16 protein-coding genes are annotated in these 15,955 nt (G+C 74.5%); 6 read left to right on the top strand and 10 right to left on the bottom strand.

Translation table 11 applies throughout. The features are described 5' to 3' along the window. Nucleotides 1-178: 178 nt before the first annotated feature. Entirely contained in the window at nucleotides 179-1,441 is a 1,263-nt protein-coding gene (locus ABRQ22_RS19300) for a DUF6350 family protein (protein ID WP_353707853.1), read from the bottom strand. An 81-nt stretch (nucleotides 1,442-1,522) separates the two neighbouring features. Here ABRQ22_RS19300 and ABRQ22_RS19295 point away from each other — a divergent pair, with 81 nt between their 5' ends. Further along, nucleotides 1,523-2,368: a patatin-like phospholipase family protein gene (locus ABRQ22_RS19295; RefSeq protein WP_253050882.1), complete on the top strand. Its 846-nt coding sequence runs from the start codon at nucleotides 1,523-1,525 to the stop codon at nucleotides 2,366-2,368. After that, nucleotides 2,365-3,423: a 1-acyl-sn-glycerol-3-phosphate acyltransferase gene (locus tag ABRQ22_RS19290; RefSeq protein WP_353707852.1), complete on the top strand. Its 1,059-nt coding sequence runs from the start codon at nucleotides 2,365-2,367 to the stop codon at nucleotides 3,421-3,423. The genes ABRQ22_RS19295 and ABRQ22_RS19290 overlap by 4 nt, the downstream gene beginning before the upstream one ends. Nucleotides 3,424-3,541: 118 nt before the next feature. Here the strand turns inward: ABRQ22_RS19290 and sucD are convergent, their stop codons facing one another. The 3 genes from sucD to ABRQ22_RS19275 form a co-directional block, all read right to left on the bottom strand. Further along, nucleotides 3,542-4,432, bottom strand: coding sequence for a succinate--CoA ligase subunit alpha (gene sucD, locus ABRQ22_RS19285; RefSeq protein ID WP_087471388.1), 891 nt, complete (start codon nucleotides 4,430-4,432; stop codon nucleotides 3,542-3,544). A 37-nt stretch (nucleotides 4,433-4,469) separates the two neighbouring features. Next, nucleotides 4,470-5,639 (bottom strand): ADP-forming succinate--CoA ligase subunit beta, encoded by a 1,170-nt coding sequence (sucC, locus tag ABRQ22_RS19280; RefSeq protein ID WP_353707851.1) that lies wholly within the window; start codon nucleotides 5,637-5,639, stop codon nucleotides 4,470-4,472. Between the two features lie 175 nt (nucleotides 5,640-5,814). Next, nucleotides 5,815-7,413 carry an OmpA family protein gene (locus tag ABRQ22_RS19275; RefSeq protein WP_353707850.1) on the bottom strand — a complete coding sequence of 533 codons (1,599 nt, stop codon included), beginning with the start codon at nucleotides 7,411-7,413 and terminating at the stop codon, nucleotides 5,815-5,817. Nucleotides 7,414-7,566: 153 nt separating this feature from the next. Between ABRQ22_RS19275 and ABRQ22_RS19270 the strand changes: the two genes are divergently transcribed. Together ABRQ22_RS19270 and ABRQ22_RS19265 are read left to right on the top strand one after the other, a co-directional pair. Further along, nucleotides 7,567-7,788 (top strand): helix-turn-helix domain-containing protein, encoded by a 222-nt coding sequence (locus ABRQ22_RS19270; protein WP_047233082.1) that lies wholly within the window; start codon nucleotides 7,567-7,569, stop codon nucleotides 7,786-7,788. 1 nt (nucleotide 7,789) lies between these two features. Beyond that, nucleotides 7,790-8,365, top strand: coding sequence for a Clp protease N-terminal domain-containing protein (locus tag ABRQ22_RS19265; protein WP_353707849.1), 576 nt, complete (start codon nucleotides 7,790-7,792; stop codon nucleotides 8,363-8,365). Between the two features lie 29 nt (nucleotides 8,366-8,394). On the opposite strand, the gene ABRQ22_RS19260 is transcribed toward ABRQ22_RS19265, so the two are convergent. Further along, a complete protein-coding gene (locus ABRQ22_RS19260; RefSeq protein ID WP_353707848.1) occupies nucleotides 8,395-9,321 on the bottom strand; it encodes a DUF5996 family protein in 927 nt (308 codons plus the stop codon). Nucleotides 9,322-9,428: 107 nt separating this feature from the next. On the opposite strand from ABRQ22_RS19260, the gene ABRQ22_RS19255 reads away from it, so the two are divergent. After that, nucleotides 9,429-10,118: a DUF6518 family protein gene (locus ABRQ22_RS19255; protein WP_253050876.1), complete on the top strand. Its 690-nt coding sequence runs from the start codon at nucleotides 9,429-9,431 to the stop codon at nucleotides 10,116-10,118. 116 nt (nucleotides 10,119-10,234) lie between these two features. Here ABRQ22_RS19255 and pcrA read toward each other — a convergent pair whose 3' ends face one another. Then, on the bottom strand, nucleotides 10,235-13,006 hold the full coding sequence (pcrA, locus tag ABRQ22_RS19250; protein ID WP_353707847.1) for a DNA helicase PcrA: 2,772 nt from the start codon (nucleotides 13,004-13,006) through the stop codon (nucleotides 10,235-10,237). 121 nt (nucleotides 13,007-13,127) lie between these two features. Here pcrA and ABRQ22_RS19245 point away from each other — a divergent pair, with 121 nt between their 5' ends. Beyond that, a complete protein-coding gene (locus ABRQ22_RS19245) occupies nucleotides 13,128-13,508 on the top strand; it encodes a VOC family protein (RefSeq protein WP_353707846.1) in 381 nt (126 codons plus the stop codon). 12 nt (nucleotides 13,509-13,520) lie between these two features. On the opposite strand, the gene ABRQ22_RS19240 is transcribed toward ABRQ22_RS19245, so the two are convergent. The 4 genes from ABRQ22_RS19240 to ABRQ22_RS19225 all read right to left on the bottom strand — a co-directional run bounded on the left by ABRQ22_RS19240 (nucleotide 13,521) and on the right by ABRQ22_RS19225 (nucleotide 15,863). Continuing rightward, entirely contained in the window at nucleotides 13,521-14,003 is a 483-nt protein-coding gene (locus ABRQ22_RS19240) for a DUF456 domain-containing protein (protein WP_253050873.1), read from the bottom strand. 27 nt (nucleotides 14,004-14,030) lie between these two features. After that, nucleotides 14,031-14,837, bottom strand: a complete 807-nt coding sequence (locus ABRQ22_RS19235; protein WP_353707845.1) for an alpha/beta hydrolase — start codon at nucleotides 14,835-14,837, stop codon at nucleotides 14,031-14,033. Continuing rightward, nucleotides 14,834-15,394: a PadR family transcriptional regulator gene (locus ABRQ22_RS19230; RefSeq protein WP_353707844.1), complete on the bottom strand. Its 561-nt coding sequence runs from the start codon at nucleotides 15,392-15,394 to the stop codon at nucleotides 14,834-14,836. Before ABRQ22_RS19230 ends, ABRQ22_RS19235 begins: the two co-directional genes overlap by 4 nt. A 103-nt stretch (nucleotides 15,395-15,497) precedes the next feature. Continuing rightward, nucleotides 15,498-15,863 carry a hypothetical protein gene (locus tag ABRQ22_RS19225; RefSeq protein ID WP_253050870.1) on the bottom strand — a complete coding sequence of 122 codons (366 nt, stop codon included), beginning with the start codon at nucleotides 15,861-15,863 and terminating at the stop codon, nucleotides 15,498-15,500. Nucleotides 15,864-15,955: the final 92 nt, after the last annotated feature.

Here is a 15,955-nt window from a genome sequence, read left to right as displayed (position 1 = left end):
TCCTAGAACCCACGCCCGACAGACCAGGGTGACGGCGCCGCAGCCCCGAGCACCGAGCCCACCCCCACCGCGGACCTGACCCCGCGGGCTTGAGACCCGACCATGCCACCTCACCGGACCACAGCTCTACCTCGCCGACCATGGCTCTACCTCGGCGGACCGGGGCTCTACCTCGGCGTCAGGGCTCGTCGTCGAGGGGGGCGCCGTGGTGGCGGCCCAGGACGTCGAGCCGCGCCCAGAGGATCGCGAGCGCGGCGCCGCCGCCGATCTCCGCCGCCGCGAGGGCTCCGACGACGAGCGCGTCGGCACCGACGACCTCGAGCCGCCCGGGCCCGACCGCGCCGCCCGCGAGCCAGCTCACCGCCCCGACGAGCAGTCCCGCGCCGAGCGCGACCCCGCCCAGGGCGAGGCCCACGTCGAGCCACCGGACGTCGTCGTCCGGGTGGGTGCCTGTCACGTCGCGCAGGCGGCGCCACACGAAGGCCCCGACCACCACGCCGAGCGCGACGACGACGGCCGGCACCCACGGCGTCAGCGGGTTGGTCCAGTCGTCGCCGGGCAAGGCGCCGAGCAGCGGGATCGCCGGCAGCGCGCCGGGCTCGGAGCCGGTCGGGGCGAACGTGCTGCCCTCGCCGACGGCGAAGCCCGGCCCGACGAGCCACGCCCCGGCCCAGGCCACGACGTTCGGCAGGACGGCGAGCTGCGCGAGCGCCAGGACGATGCCACCGACGGTCCCGGGCACGAGCCCCGCGACGATGTCGCCCGACGTCGCACGCCCGGCCACCAGCCACGCCCCGACGACGACGGCGGAGACCCCGGCCAGCAGGCTCGTGCCGAGCAGGCCGCCGCGCAGGCCCAGCCGTACCGACGGCGGGAGCCACCGGTCGAGCCGCTGCGTGAGGTCGCCGACGAGGGGCGCGTCGGGTCGTGCGAGGATCCCGGCGCCCAGGCCGAGCCCGCCGACGACGGCGCCCCCGACGACCGCGACGCCGAGACCCCACGGGGGCGTCGACCCGGCGAGCAGCGCGACGCCGAGCGTCGCGAGGGCATAGGTCACGGTGCCCGCGACCCAGGCGGACAGGGTCGTGTGCGCGGATCGTCGGGCAGACGCGAAGCAGCAGAACAGCGCGAGGGCGGTGAGTCCGAGCGGCACCAGCGTGACCGTCGTCCCGCTCGCGACGAGCGGGACCCCGTGCCCGAGGAGCCAGAATCCCGCGGCGATCGTCACCGACTGCCCCCACCCGGAGCCCTCGGGGGACCCGGTGGACGACGCGAGGAAGGCGACGACGCCGGGCAGCACCACGACGGCGAGCGACAGCGCGAGCGCCTGGAGCGCGGCGAGCACTCCCGAGGGCCCGCGCCGGACCACGACCGGTGCGGGGGCCGGGCTGCCGTCCACGGTGCGCGTGCGCGCACCACGCGTCGTGCTGGTGGTGCTCATGGTGCCCATCGTCGTCGATCGAGTGGTCGGTCTGCGGCATTCGCCCCGGCGCGCCAGCCTACCCGCGCCTACGATCGGTCCATGACGACGCCGCCCGCCCCGACCGCGTTCGTCCTGGGCGGGGGCGGGGTCCGGGGCGCCGTCCAGATCGGCATGCTGCGTGCGCTGCTGGAACGCGGCATCACGCCCGACCTGGTGGTCGGGACGTCGATCGGTGCGATCAACGGGGCGGCCCTCGCGGCGGACCCGACGCCCGCGGTCGTCCCTCGCCTCGAGTCCGCCTGGTCGTCGCCCGCGGCCGCGCAGGTCTACGGCGAGGCGTGGTACCGGCAGGTGCACCGGCTCGCGACGACGCGCACCCACCTCGCCAGCCCGGCTCCCCTGCGCGCGCTGCTGCGCCAGGTGCTCGGCGAGCGCACGACGTTCGCCGACCTCGCCGTGCCCCTCGTCGTCGCCGCGGCGTCGATCGAGCGCGCGGCGGAGCGCTGGTTCAGCGAGGGTCCGTTGGTCGACGCCGTGCTCGCCTCGGCGTCCGTCCCGGGCGCGCTGCCGCCCACGCGCATCGGCGACGAGCACTACGTGGACGGCGGGGTGGTCTCCTCGATCCCGCTGGGCGAGGCGGTGCGCCGCGGCGCACGGACGGTCTGGGTGCTCCAGGTCGGGCGGATCGAGGAGCCGTTGCGGCCGCCGCGGACCGCGGTCGAGGTCGCGAAGGTGACGTTCGAGATCTCCCGGCGGCACCGGTTCGCGCGCGAGCTCGCCGAGGTCCCCGACGACGTGACAGTCCACGTCCTGCCCAGCGGCGGGCCGCTGCCCGGCGACGACCGGCTCTCGTCGTCGCGCCGGCTCGACACGACCCGAGCGCGCGCCGCCTCGTCGTACGCGGCGGCGCGCCGCTACCTGGAGGAGCTGGGGGGCGACGCGTGAACGTCGCGCCCCCGCCGCGCTGGGTCCGCCGGCTGCTGCTCGCGCCGGCCGTCGTCGTCCTCGCGGTCCTGCTCGTCCCGACGAGCCTCATGCTCGTCCTGCTCGTCGGCGGCATCGTGAGCTGGGCGCTGCCCGGTCGCCTGCGCGCGCCGCGCGTCCTCTGGGTCGCGAGCTTCTACGTCGTCTGGGACGCGGTCGCGGTCCTGGCGCTGTTCGGGCTCTGGGTGGGCTCCGGCTTCGGCTGGGCGCTGCACCGGCCCGCCTTCCGGCGCGCGCACGTGCGCCTCGCCGGCCGGATGCTCTCGGTGCTGTTCTGGCAGGTGCGCTGGACGCTGCGCCTGCGGATCGACGTCGACCTCAGCGAGGCCGACGGGCTCGACGGGGCCCCGGTGCTCGTGGTGAGCCGCCACGCCGGGCCCGGCGACTCGTTCGTCCTCATGGACCGCATCGTCAACGCGGCGGGACGCGAGCCGCGCGTCGTGCTCAAGGACACGCTCCAGTGGGACCCCGCGATCGACGTCCTGCTCCACCGCGTCCCGGCGTACTTCGTGGTGCCGCGCTCGCGGCGGCCGCACGGCGCGCCGTCCGGCAGCGAGGCGGTCGCCGCGCTCGCGACGGACCTCGCGCCGGACTCCGCCGTCCTCCTCTTCCCCGAGGGCGGGAACGTCACGCCGCGCCGCCGCGACGCCCGGATCGCCGCGCTGCGCGCCTCCGGCGAGGAGGACCTCGCCGTGCTCGCGGAGGGGATGCCGCACGTCATGGCGCCGCACGTCGGCGGGTTCCTCGCCGCGCTCGACGCGACGCCGACGACGGGCGTGGCGGTCGTCGCGCACACGGGCCTCGAGCGCCTGGTCACGGTGCGCGACATCTGGCGCGAGCTGCCGATGGACAAGCGCCTCACGCTCAAGATCTGGGCGACGCCCCGCGAGGCGCTCCCGGCGGGCGACGAGGAGCGCGCCGCGTGGCTCTACGCGCAGTGGGTGCGCCTCGACGCGTGGCTCGCGGCGTCGGGGGCGCCCACCGTCCCGAGCGCGGACCGCGACCCCGCGGCCTGAGGCGCGATCTCCGGCACGCGCGGACCACGACGGCGGACGCACGACGCCCCGCGGCCGGCGGAGCGGTCACGGGGCGTCGTGTGCGTGGACCCGGGTCGCGGGTCCGGCGGGTCCAGCGTCAGGCGAGGACCTCGCGCAGGAGCGCGGCGGTCTCGGACGGCGTCTTGCCGACCTTGACGCCGACGGCCTCGAGGGCCTCCTTCTTGGCCTGCGCGGTGCCCGCGGACCCGGAGACGATCGCGCCGGCGTGGCCCATCGTCTTGCCCTCGGGGGCGGTGAAGCCCGCGACGTAGCCGACGACCGGCTTGGTGACGTGGTCCTTGATGTAGGCCGCTGCGCGCTCCTCGGCGTCGCCGCCGATCTCGCCGATCATGACGATCGCCTTGGTCTCGGGGTCGTTCTCGAACGCCTCGAGCGCGTCGATGTGCGTGGTGCCCACGATCGGGTCGCCGCCGATGCCGATGGCGGTCGAGAACCCGAGGTCCTTGAGCTCGTACATCATCTGGTAGGTCAGCGTGCCCGACTTCGACACGAGACCGACCGGGCCCTTGCCCGTGATGGTGTGCGGGGTGATGCCGGCGAGCGACTCGCCCGGCGTGATGATGCCGGGGCAGTTCGGGCCGATCATGCGCGTCTTCTTGCCCTGCAGGTAGGCCCAGACCTCGGCCGTGTCCTGGACGGGGACGCCCTCGGTGATGACGACGATGAGCGGCATCTCGGCGTCGACGGCCTCGATCGCGGCGTCCTTGGTGAACGCCGGCGGGACGAACAGGACGGACACGTTCGCGCCCGTCTCGGCCATGGCCTCCGCCACGGTGCCGAACACGGGGAGCGTGACGTCGTTGCCCTCGTGGTCCTTGTGCGTGACGGTCGTGCCGGCCTTGCGGGCGTTGACGCCGCCGACGATCTGCGCGCCCGAGTCGAGCATGAGGGCGGTGTGCTTGGCACCCATCCCGCCGGTGATGCCCTGGACGATGATCTTGGAGTCGGAGTTCAGGTAGATCGACATGGTGTTCTCTGTCTCAGCTTTCCGCGTCTTCGGGCGATCAGGCGTTGGCCAGCTCGGCAGCCTTGTCGGCCCCGCCGTCCATGGTCTCGGCGAGGGTCACGAGCGGGTGGTTCGCCTCGCGCAGGATCGCGCGGCCGAGGTCCACGTTGTTGCCGTCGAGGCGCACGACGAGCGGCTTGGAGGCCTCGTCGCCGAGGATCTCGAGCGCGCCCACGATGCCCTTGGCCACCTCGTCGCACGCGGTGATGCCGCCGAAGACGTTGACGAACACCGACTTGACCTGCGGGTCGTTGAGGATGACGTCGAGGCCGTTCGCCATGACCTGCGCGTTGGCGCCGCCGCCGATGTCGAGGAAGTTGGCGGGCTTCACGCCGCCGTGGGCCTCGCCCGCGTACGCGACGACGTCGAGCGTGCTCATGACGAGCCCCGCGCCGTTGCCGATGATGCCGACCTCGCCGTCGAGCTTGACATAGTTGAGGCCGTTCGCCTTGGCCTTGGCCTCGAGCGGGTCGGTCGACTCCTTGTCCTCCAGCGCCTCGTGGTCCGGGTGACGGACCTCCGACGCGTTGTCGTCGAGCGTGACCTTGCCGTCGAGCGCGACGATCGAGCCGTCCTCGGTGCGGACGAGCGGGTTCACCTCGACGAGCGTCGCGTCCTCCGCCGTGAAGACGGTCCAGAGCTTCTGGATGACCGCCGCGACCGGGGCCTTGAGCTCCTCGGCGAAGCCGGCGGCGTCGACGATCTCGCGCGCCTTGGCCTCGTCGATGCCGACGATCGGGTCGACCGCGACCTTGGCGAGCGCCTCGGGGCGCTCGACCGCCAGCTGCTCGATCTCCATGCCGCCCTCGACGGAGCACATGGCGAGGTAGTTGCGGTTCGACCGGTCGAGGAGCACCGAGAAGTAGAACTCCTCGGCGATCTTGGCGCCCTGGGCGACCATGACGCGGTGGACCGTGTGGCCCTTGATGTCCATGCCGAGGATCTCGGACGCCTTCTCGGCGGTCTCCTCGGGCGAGTGGGCGAGCTTGACGCCGCCGGCCTTGCCGCGGCCGCCGGTCTTCACCTGGGCCTTGACGACCACGGTGCCGCCGCCGAGCTTCTCGGCGCCCGCGCGGGCCTCCTCGGGCGTCGTCGCGACGACCCCGCCCAGCACGGGCACGCCGTGCTTCTCGAAGATGTCGCGCGCCTGGTATTCGAACAGGTCCACCCTGCTGCGTCCTTCCGTCTGATGCGCCGTGTGCGGCATGACCGATGTCTCGACATCAAGACATCCCCGTACAGGGTAGCCCGGGAAGTCCCGGGCTCCTATCGCTCGGCGGCGGAGGACCGCGGGCGCCGCGTGTTCCGTTCGTCACGCGGCGCCGCGCCCGGGTGACCCCGGCTCAGTCCGCGACGGGCACGTCCACGAACCGCACCGGCGTGCTGCCGTCCGTGACCTCCGTCGACCCGTCCGGCACGTCCACGACGACCGTCTCCCCGCCCCGGTCCGGCCAGACGACGGTCACGCGCGACGTGACGCCCGGGCTCAGCGAGCCGACCGACAGGTCCGCGAGGACGCTGCGCGCCGAGTCCGGGTAGAAGGCCGGGTCGACGAGGTAGTCGACGGGGTAGACGCGCACGCCGCCGTCGAGCAGGGTCACGTTGTTCGCCCCGAGCCCGCCTTCTCCCAGCTCGCCGCGACCGTCGAGCACGGATCCGAGCACGCTCACGAACGCCGCGTGGTCCGTCCCGTCGTTGCGCACGTCGAGGGTCCCCACCAGATAGCCGTCCGCGCGCCGGACCTCCACGAGCTCGACGTGCAGCGTCTGGGTCCCGCCGAGCCCGTCGGCGTGCTCGAGGGTCGCACCCGCGAGCCCGTCGACGGTCGCACCCTCCGGCGCCGTGAGCTCGCCGGCCGCCGGCACCTCCGCGGGCGAGCGGTCCGTCGCGGGGACGAACTCGACGGTCACGCGACGGTTGAGCGCCCGCGCCTCGTCGGTGCCCTCGGTGGCGACGGGTTCGGTCTCCCCGCGTCCCTCGACCCGCACGTCGAACCGGCCCAGGTCGGCGATCTCGCCGAGCCGGTCCGCGACCGCGCGCGCACGGCGCTCGGAGAGCTCCTGGTTCGCGGCCTCCTCCCCCTGGTCGTCGGTGTGCCCGACGACGACGAGCTCGCCGTCCGCAGCGAGCGCGAGCTGGTCGGCCACGGCCTGGAGCGCGGCGTCCGACGCGGTGCCGAGCTCGGCGGAGTCGACCGCGAACAGGACGTCGGAGTCGATGGCGACGCTCACGAGGTCGTCCGTGTCGCGGGTGCTGACCGCGTCGTTCGCGCTGGTGCTGAACGTCTCGAGGACGGCGGTCGGCGCGACGACGTCGTCGAGACCGGCGGGCGCGAGCTCGGCCGCCGGGACCGTGAGGCCCTCGGCGTCGTCGGCCGCGACGACGGGGACGTCCTCGACGAGCCCGAGGTAGGGCACGAGGACCGCCGTCGTGGCGGACGCGGGGGCGGCGAACGCGACGTGGCCCACCACCGGCTCCTCGTCCGGCCCGAGCTCGAAACGGTCGTCCTCGAGGGACGCGAGGGCGACGCCGTCGGCCGCCCGGGCCGGCTCCCCGACGACTCCGGCGTCGAGGTCGACGAGGCGCACGCCGTCGAACGTGTCCTCCTGCGAGAGCGTGCGGTTCGCGAACGCCTCCCCGACGAACAGGGTGTCGTCACCGCTCGTGGCCTCGGCCTCGACCCGCAGGACGGCGAGGTCGCCGTCGAGCACCACGGGCCCGACCGACATCTCGATCTCCCGCCCGAGCACGTTCCCCGTCACGACGACCGGCGTCGCGTCCGACGAGGACGCCGGCACCTGCGCCTCGGCGGCCCCCGTCGTGGCGGCCGGGTCGGGTGCCCCGTCGCCCGCACCGCAGCCCGCGAGGGCGACGGCCGCCACGACGACGGTCGCGAGCGCGGGGACGACGCGCGTCCTGGGTGTGCCGGTCCACTGGTGCACGGTGACTTCTCCTGTCGGTCGACGGGGTCGGTGGGCTGCTCACGCCCACAGGTCGACGTGGACGCTAGCGGACGGACGACCGGCTCGGACGAGCCGCCCATCGCCGTCAACTCGGGTTGACACATGCGAGATCGTCAACCTAGATTGACACGTATGGAACCCGTCGACATGGACGCCGCGAGCAGCACCGATCCCGACACGGGCCTGCGTGCCGTGCGGTCGCTGCGCGTGCTCGCCGAACGCCTCGAGGCGCTGCAGGTCGAGCACGCCCGAGCGCTCGGCTGGTCGTGGCAGGAGATCGCCGACCGCCTCGGCGTCACCCGCCAGGCCGTGCACAAGAAGTACGGCGCGTCCCGCACCACCAGGAGGTCATGACATGTTCGAACGCTTCGCCGCCGACGCCCGCGACACGGTGGTCGGCGCCCAGGAGGTCGCCCGCTCCCGCGGCGACGACGCCATCGACGCCGTGCACCTGCTCCTCGCTCTCGCCCGCCAGGACGGTGGCGCGGGCGCGGTCGCCCTCGCCGCGGTCGGCGTCGACGCCGACGACGTCGAACGCCAGGTCGACTCCGCGCGCAGCCACGACCCGCTCGACGGCCAGGCCCTCGCCGCGCTCGGGATCGACCTCGACGAGATCCGCGCACGCACGGACGCGGCCTTCGGGCCGGGAGCACTCGACCGCGCGGGCGACGACGAGCGCCGCCGCGGGCGGCGGAACCGCCGCTCGCACGTCCCGTTCACGCCCGAGGCGAAGAAGTCGCTCGAGCTCTCCCTGCGCGAGGCGGTGCACGCGGGCTCTCGCGCCATCGACTCGGGCCACGTGCTCGCCGCGGTCGCGCGCGCGAAGGGCTCGACGGCGCACCGCGCGCTCGTCGACGCGCTCGCCGCGGCGGGGTCCGACGTCGCGGGCCTGCGCGCCGCGCTCGCCGCAGGGCACCGCAAGGCGTCCTGACCCGATACCGCCGACCGGTCCCCGGGCGCTCAGCCCGGCGGGACCGGCCCGGTGAACGCGGCGAGGTCCCACCCGGCGGCCGTCGCCAGCTCGCGGTAGGAGCGCTCGAAGAACGCGAGCAGGACGGCGTCGGGGTCCGCCGCGTCGCGCAGCACCCCGCACGGGAGCACCACCTCGCGCAGGCCGGGGTCCCAGTACCCGGGCGCCAGGTCGAGGTCGGCCACCCCCGGCGGCTGCGGGTACGCGTACGCGTAGACCTGGTCGGCGTGCGTCGTCGGGTCGCCGGGCCAGTAGCCGACCGCGACGTTCTCCGCGTTCTCCGCGAAGCGGTAGATGGGCTCGACGTCGTCCGGCTGGTGGAAGGGCCGCCCGTTGAACAGCGTGAGCCCCAGGTCGAACGCTCCCCAGTAGAAGCGCGGACCGCTCGACTTGCCGTAGAACCCGGAGCGGAACCGCTCCATCACCGCCGCGACCCGCTGCACGGTCGCGAGCCACGTGCGCGTGAGCTCGCCGTCCCACTCCCCGACCGCGGTGTCCTGCTCGAACGGCACCGGGTCGGGGATCTCGCGCGGCGTCGACCACACCCGCACCGGCACGGCGAGGCGGTCGAGGCACGCGAGGGTGCGCGCGTAGAAGTCGGCGACGGACATCGGCCCCAGCCCGACGGTCTCGGTGCGCCCGTCGGACGTGCGGAACGCGACGTGCTCCGCCACCAGGTCGATCTCGACGTCGAGCGCGCGCTCGCCGACCTGCATCACGGGCGTGACGAACCCGCGCGACGTCACGTGGAACGCGACGTTCCACCAGTGGTTGACGAACGGCGTGAGGTCGAGCACGACCTTGCCGACCACCTGCGTGAACAGGTGGAGCGGCCGGCGCGTCGGCTCCCACCGCCGCACGTCGAGGTCGGGCCAGGGGGCGGGCGCAGGGGCGGGGCGGGCGGCCGGCTGGGTCACGGGAGGCTCCTCGGGGCTCGGTCGTCCTGCCACGGTAGGACGCGTCCCGCTGCCGTGCCCGCCGACGGGGTGACGCCTAGCCGGCGCGGGCCGCCTAGCGTCGTGGCGTGCCCGAGACGACCTCGCTCCCCGACCGCGCCGACGACCGCCCGTCGGCACCGGACCGACCCGGCCGGGTCACGACGTCGTCCGGTCGCCCGTGGCGGCGCGGTGCGGTCGTGCTCGCCGCGAGCTTCCTGCTGGGCGGCCTGACGTCGTACGCCCAGGGGTTCCTGCCCGACGCCGCGGCGCCCTTCGCGAACTCGGCGAGCGGCTGGACGCTGCTCACCGCGCTGCTGGTCGCCTGGTCGGCGCGCGCCCCGCGCTCCCGGACGTGGCACGCCGCCGTGCTCGGCGCCGCGAGCTTCGTGCTGCTCACCCTGGGCTACGCCGTCGCAGCCGACCTCCGCGGGTACTTCTACGACCCGACGACGTTCGGGGTCGTCGGCGTCGTCGTCGGCCCGTTCGTCGGGGTCGCGGCGGCCTGGCTGTGGCGGACCGGCACCCCCGCCGCCCTCGGCACCGCGGTGCTCGCGGGCATCGGGGTCGGCGAGTCCGTCTACGGGCTCACGACCGTCGTCGAGACGACCGGCGCCACCTACTGGGTCACGATCGGCGTCGTCGCGCTCGTCCTGCTCGGCGGCATGCTCGCGCGCCGGCTCCGCGGCGCGCTGCCGGTCGCGACCGCCGTCGGGGGCACCGCCGTCGTGGCAGCAGCGTTCGTCCTCGCCTACCGCGCCCTGGGCACGATCGGCTGACCCGGCGGTCGAGCCCCCGCACCCCGAGAGAGCGGCCCCCGGCTCAGAGCCCGGTGCACGGCACCCGGTACGTCACTACCTCGGTCAGTGGTCGCCGTCTCGGCGCCGAGGCGCTCTCAGAGCTTGGTCACCGGCGAGTAGCGCAGCAGGAGGCGCTTGGTCCCGTCGGCCCCGAAGTCGATCTTCGCGACCGCGTTCGGGCCAGCGCCCTCGAGCGCGACGACGGTCCCCAGCCCGTAGGCGTCGTGGGTCACCTTGTCCCCGACTGCGAGGTTCGGCACGTCCCCGTCGGCCCGCGGCGTCGCCGACCCGAACTTCGCCCCACCGGACGGCGAGCCGAACGCGGCGCGGGCAGGGGCCGACGACGACGGGTCGTGGCGGGTCTGGCGGGAGCGGCCCGAGGAACGAGGGCCGCGGATGGTAGACCCGTCGTCGTCGGCCCCTGACCGCGCCCCCGACCCGAACCCCGACCGCGAACCGGACCACGACCCCGAGCCGCGGCCCCAGACCGACCCGCCCGCGCGCAGCGTCGCCATCGACGACTCGCGCCGCCGCCAGTCCCACAGCTCCTCGGGGATCTCCTCGAGGAACCGGCTGGGCGGGAACTCGTTCGCCATCCCCCACGCCGACCGCACCGCGGACCGCGACACGTAGAGCCGCTCGCGCGCGCGGGTGATGCCCACGTAGGCGAGGCGGCGCTCCTCGGCGAGCTCGGCGTCGTCGTGCAGCGACCGCATGTGCGGGAACGTGCCGTCCTCCATGCCGGTGAGGAACACGACGGGGAACTCGAGGCCCTTGGCGGTGTGCAGGGTCATGAGGGTGACGACCCCGGGGTCCTCCTTCTCCGCGCCCTCGCTCTCGCCGTCGGCCACGTCCTCCGCGGGGATCTGGTCCGCGTCGGCGACGAGCGAGACGCGCTCCAGGAAGTCGGACAGCGTGCCCTCGGGGTCGAGCTCGGTGAACTCGGTCGCGACGGCGTGGAGCTCGGCGAGGTTCTCGACGCGCGTGGCGTCCTGCGGGTCGTCGCTCGCGCGGAGCTCGGCGAGGTACCCGGTGCGGTCGAGGACGGCGCCGAGGATGTCCGACGGCGTCGCGCCGGAGTCGGCGAGCTCGCGCAGCCCGGTCATCAGCTCGACGAACGCACGCAGGGGGTTGAGCGTGCGGTTGGTCAGGCCGGGGATCTCGTCGATGCGGGCGAGGGCCGCGCCGAACGAGATGCGCTCGCGGTCCGCGAGCGCCGCGACCGCCCCCTCGGCCCGCTCGCCGAGCCCGCGCTTGGGCACGTTGAGCACGCGCCGCAGGTTCACGTCGTCGTCGAGGTTGTCGATCGCGCGCAGATAGGCCACCGCGTCCTTGACCTCGCGCCGCTCGTAGAAGCGCGTGCCACCGACGACCTTGTACGGCAGGCCGACGCGGATGAGCACCTCCTCGAGCGCGCGGGACTGGGCGTTGGTCCGGTAGAACACCGCGACGTCGCCGGGGCGCACGCCCTCGGAGTCGCCGAGGCGGTCGATCTCCTCCGCGACGAACCGCGCCTCCTCGTGCTCGTTGTCGGCGACGTAGCCGATGACCTTCGCGCCCGCGCCCGAGTCGGTCCACAGCCGCTTCGGCTTGCGGTCGGGGTTGCGCGAGATGACGGCGTTGGCGGCCGAGAGGATGTTCTGGGTCGAGCGGTAGTTCTGCTCGAGCAGGATGGTCCGTGCGTCGGGGTAGTCGGCCTCGAACTCGAGGATGTTGCGGATCGTCGCGCCGCGGAACGCGTAGATCGACTGGTCCGCGTCGCCGACGACGGTGAGCTCGGCGGGGTCGAGCGCGGGCACCTGCGCCTCGCCCGTCCCGCTCGTCGCGGCGTCGGTAGCGGCGGAGTCCTCGCCCACGCCCGCGAGCTCGCGCACGAGCACGTACTGCGCGTGGTTGGTGTCCTGGTACTCGTCGACGAGCACGTGCCGGAACCGGCGGCGGTAGTGCTCCGCGACGGCGGGGAACGCCTGGAGCAGGTTGACCGTGGTCATGATGATGTCGTCGAAGTCGAGCGCGCTCGCCGCGACCAGCCGCGCCTGGTAGCGCGTGTAGACGTCGGCGAGCACCTGGTCGAACTCGGGGACGCTCGCGCCGTGCGGGCCGCCGCGCGCGGCGAGGCCGTCGTCCGTCGCGTGGGCGCCCGAGTCCCGCGCGTACGTCTCGGGGTCGACGAGCTCGTTCTTGAGGTCGGAGATCTTGTTGGCGAGCGAGCGCGCCGGGTACTTCTTGGGGTCCAGGTCGAGCTCGCGCGTCACGAGCGTGATGAGCCGCTGCGAGTCCGCGGCGTCGTAGATGGAGAAGCTCGACCGCAGCCCGAGCGTCGTGGCCTCGCGGCGCAGGATGCGCACGCACGCCGAGTGGAACGTGGAGACCCACATGTTGCGCGCGGCCGGCCCCACGAGCGTCTCGACGCGCTCGCGCATCTCGGCCGCGGCCTTGTTGGTGAACGTGATCGCGAGGATCTGCCCGGCGTTGGACCGGCGCGTGGCGAGCAGGTAGGCGATGCGGTGCGTGAGCACGCGCGTCTTGCCCGACCCGGCACCCGCGACGATGAGCAGCGGTCCGCCCGCGTGCACGACCGCCTCGCGCTGCTGCGGGTTGAGCCCGTCGAGCAGGGCCTCGGGGTCGAGGTGGGCGTACCGGCCCCGCCGCTCCCCCGCGCCCGACGCCGCCCCGTCGCCTCCCGGCCCCGGGCCTCCCCGGGTGGCGTCCCCGACGGGCGACCCGGCGCCGTCGGGCACGGCCGGGTCGTCGGTCCAGCGCGGGGCGGTCCGCGGGAGGCGGGACTCGCCGCCGTGGTCGACGCGCGGGCCGTCGAACAGCGTGTCGAGGCCGGGCAGCGGGAGGTTCTCGAAGAGCGAAGCCATAGCCCCTCCAGCCTAGGCGCCCCCGCCCACACCCCGTGCCGACCTCGCCGATGAGTCCTGTCGTCCGCGACGGTCTCCCCCGTCACGACCGCAGCACGTGCCGCACCACGAAGGAGACACCATGACGACGACCCACCTCACCGGCGTGCACACCGTCGCGGTCCCGGTCACCGACCAGGACCGCGCGCTGGCGTACTACACCGGGGCGCTCGGGTTCGAGGTCCGCATGGACGGCGAGCTCCAGGAGGGGTTCCGCTGGATCGAGGTCGCTCCCCCGGGCGCCGCGACGTCCGTCGCGCTCGTCGCGGCGGGCGACGGCCTCCCCGCGGGGATCGACACCGGTATCCGGCTCACCACGACCGACGCGGCCGGCGACCACGCGACGCTCACCGCCGCCGGGGCGAGCACCGGCGAGCTCCTGGCCTGGGAGGGCGTGCCGCCGATGTTCTCGCTGCGGGACGTCGACGGGAACACGCTCTACGTGATGGAGATCCCCGGCTGATCCGACCGCGCCTCAGGTGAGGGCGAGGCCGACGCCCCAGGTCGCCGCCGCGAGGAGGCCACCCAGGAGCTGGACCAGGATCGTGATGCCGGTCGCCTGCATCGCGGCGACGGTCGCGCGCCACGCGGCGCGGCGGTCGCGGCGGCGCAGGAGCTCCGCGACGAACACCGCGAGCACGAAGCCGATGAAGAGCCCGATCACGGGGATCACGAAGAACCCGACGACGCCCGCAATCCCGCCCCACACGAGGGTCGACCAGGGGACCTCCGCCCGGCGCATGTGGCGGCCCGCGAGGACGTACTGCGACACCTCGGCGGCGACCACGAGCACGGCGGCGACCGCGAAGACCACCCACGCGGCGGTGCCGCCCGTGACGATCGCCCACACGAGGACCGCGCCGAGCACGAGCACGTTCCCGGGCAGGACCTGCACGACGATCCCGACCAGCCCGACCAGGATCGCCAGCCCGACGAGGACCTCTCCACCGACGCTCACGGGGGAAACCCTCGCACGTCGGGCGCGCTACGCACGCCCCGCGAGCGGCACCAGCCGCGGGTGCGCGACGCCGTCGAGCACCCACGACCGGATCATCGCGCCGAACAGGTCCGGGTCCTCCGCGCTCCACTGGTGGTGCATCCCGGGCGCCACGCGCACGACGGCGCCCGGGACGCGGCGCTCGATCGTCGACAGCGCGCTGCGGGCGGGGCGGAGGTCGCGGCCGCCCGCGACGGCGAGCACGCGGGCCCCGGACTCCGCGAGGCCGTCGGGCCAGCGCCCGCCGTAGACGTCGGCGAGCAGCCGCGCCATGGTCTCGCGGCGGATCGCGAGACCCGAGCGCACGAACAGGTCCCGGGACTCCGCGGGGATCCCGGTGGCGACGGCCTGGCCGCGCCAGTACCAGCGCCGGTCCCAGACCCGGAGCTGCGCGCGGCCGAGCGCGCCGGCGAGCCCGGGCACGCCGTCGACCACCGCGCCCGACGACAGGACGGAGCGCACGAGCCCGGGGTGCCGCGCGGCGAGGTGCAGCGCGACGACCCCGCCGAGCGACAGGCCGACGACGTGCACCTCCTGCCCGGCGGGGATCGCGGAGACCGTCGCGGCGACGTCGTCGACGACCGCGTCGAGCGACGCCGGGACCTGGTCCCCGCGGCCGCCGAAGCCGAGCAGGTCGGGCGTCCACACGTCGAGGTCGTCGAGCGCCTCGACCTGCGGCTCCCACATCCACGACGCCACGGTGCCCCCGTGCAGCAGGACGACGGAGACGGAGCCGGTGCCCGGCGCGCCCGGGCGGCTCGCCGGGTGGTGCACGACGGCGTCCGGCAGGCTCACGGGAGCACCTCGCGCTCGGTCTCGTCGAGCCACGCGAGCTCGGTCCGGGCGTGCGCGAGACCGTGGCGCAGCGTCGCGAGCCGGAGGGCGAGGCCGCGCGTGCCGCGCACACGCTCCGCGTCGGGGCCGCCGTCCGCGAGGACCGCCGCGACCCGCTCCTCCTCGGCGGTGAGCGCCGCGACCGTCTCCTCGGCCAGCGCGCGCCGGGACGCGAGCAGCGCCGCGACGCCCTCGTCGTCGAGCTGGTCGGCGAAGAACAGCCGCCCGAGGAAGGGCTCGCGCGAGTCCTCGTGCGGGAGCGGCGAGGCGAGCCAGTCGCGCAGCGCCGCGCGGCCGGCGTCCGTGATCGCGTGGACCTTGCGGTCCGGGTAGCTCTCCTGGGGCACCACCTCCACCTCGGCGAGCCCGGCGTCCACGATCGCGGCGAGGGTGCGGTAGAGCTGCGAGCGGTCGGCCGCCCAGAAGTGGCGGACCGAGGAGTCGAACGCGCGCTTGAGGTCGTAGCCCGTCATGGGCCGCACCGTGAGGAGCCCGAGCACGAGGTATCGAAGGACCATGCGACTAGTGGACCATGCACCTAGTCCAGCGTCAACACCTCGGGGGACGACGAGAGCCCGCCGACGGACGATCTGTCGACGGGCCCCGGCCGGGTCGCTGCGGTCAGTTCCAGAAGACCGCGACGAGGATGTTGACGAGGGTCAGGCCACCGATGGCGTGCTTGACGCCCGGCGCCACGGCGCCGTCGGCCGCCTTGGCCCCCTGGCGCTTGGCGACGAACGCCAGGACGGCGATGACCAGGGCGATGACCAGCTTGACGCCGATCTTGGCCATGTCGGGGCCACCGTCACCCCAGACGGACGCCTCGCCGATCCCGACCATGGCGATCCCCGCGACGAGCGCGGTGAGCGCGCCGTGGAAGACGCCCTTGTACAGGCCCGGCGAGCGCAGGGACGCGAGGTAGCCGCCGAGGACGATGGCCCACCCGATGAAGTGCAGCGCGACGAAGACGTTGTAGAGGAACTCCATGACCCCATCCTATTTGCTGACGCCCCTGTCGTGAAACTTTGCACAAGGTGGCCCGTCGCGTCGACCGCCGCTCGCCCGACAGCCGGCGAGGG

This window comes from Cellulosimicrobium sp. ES-005 (assembly GCF_040448685.1).
In the GTDB taxonomy this organism is placed as follows: domain Bacteria; phylum Actinomycetota; class Actinomycetes; order Actinomycetales; family Cellulomonadaceae; genus Cellulosimicrobium; species Cellulosimicrobium cellulans_G.
This window is presented reverse-complemented; position numbering and strand designations above follow the sequence as displayed.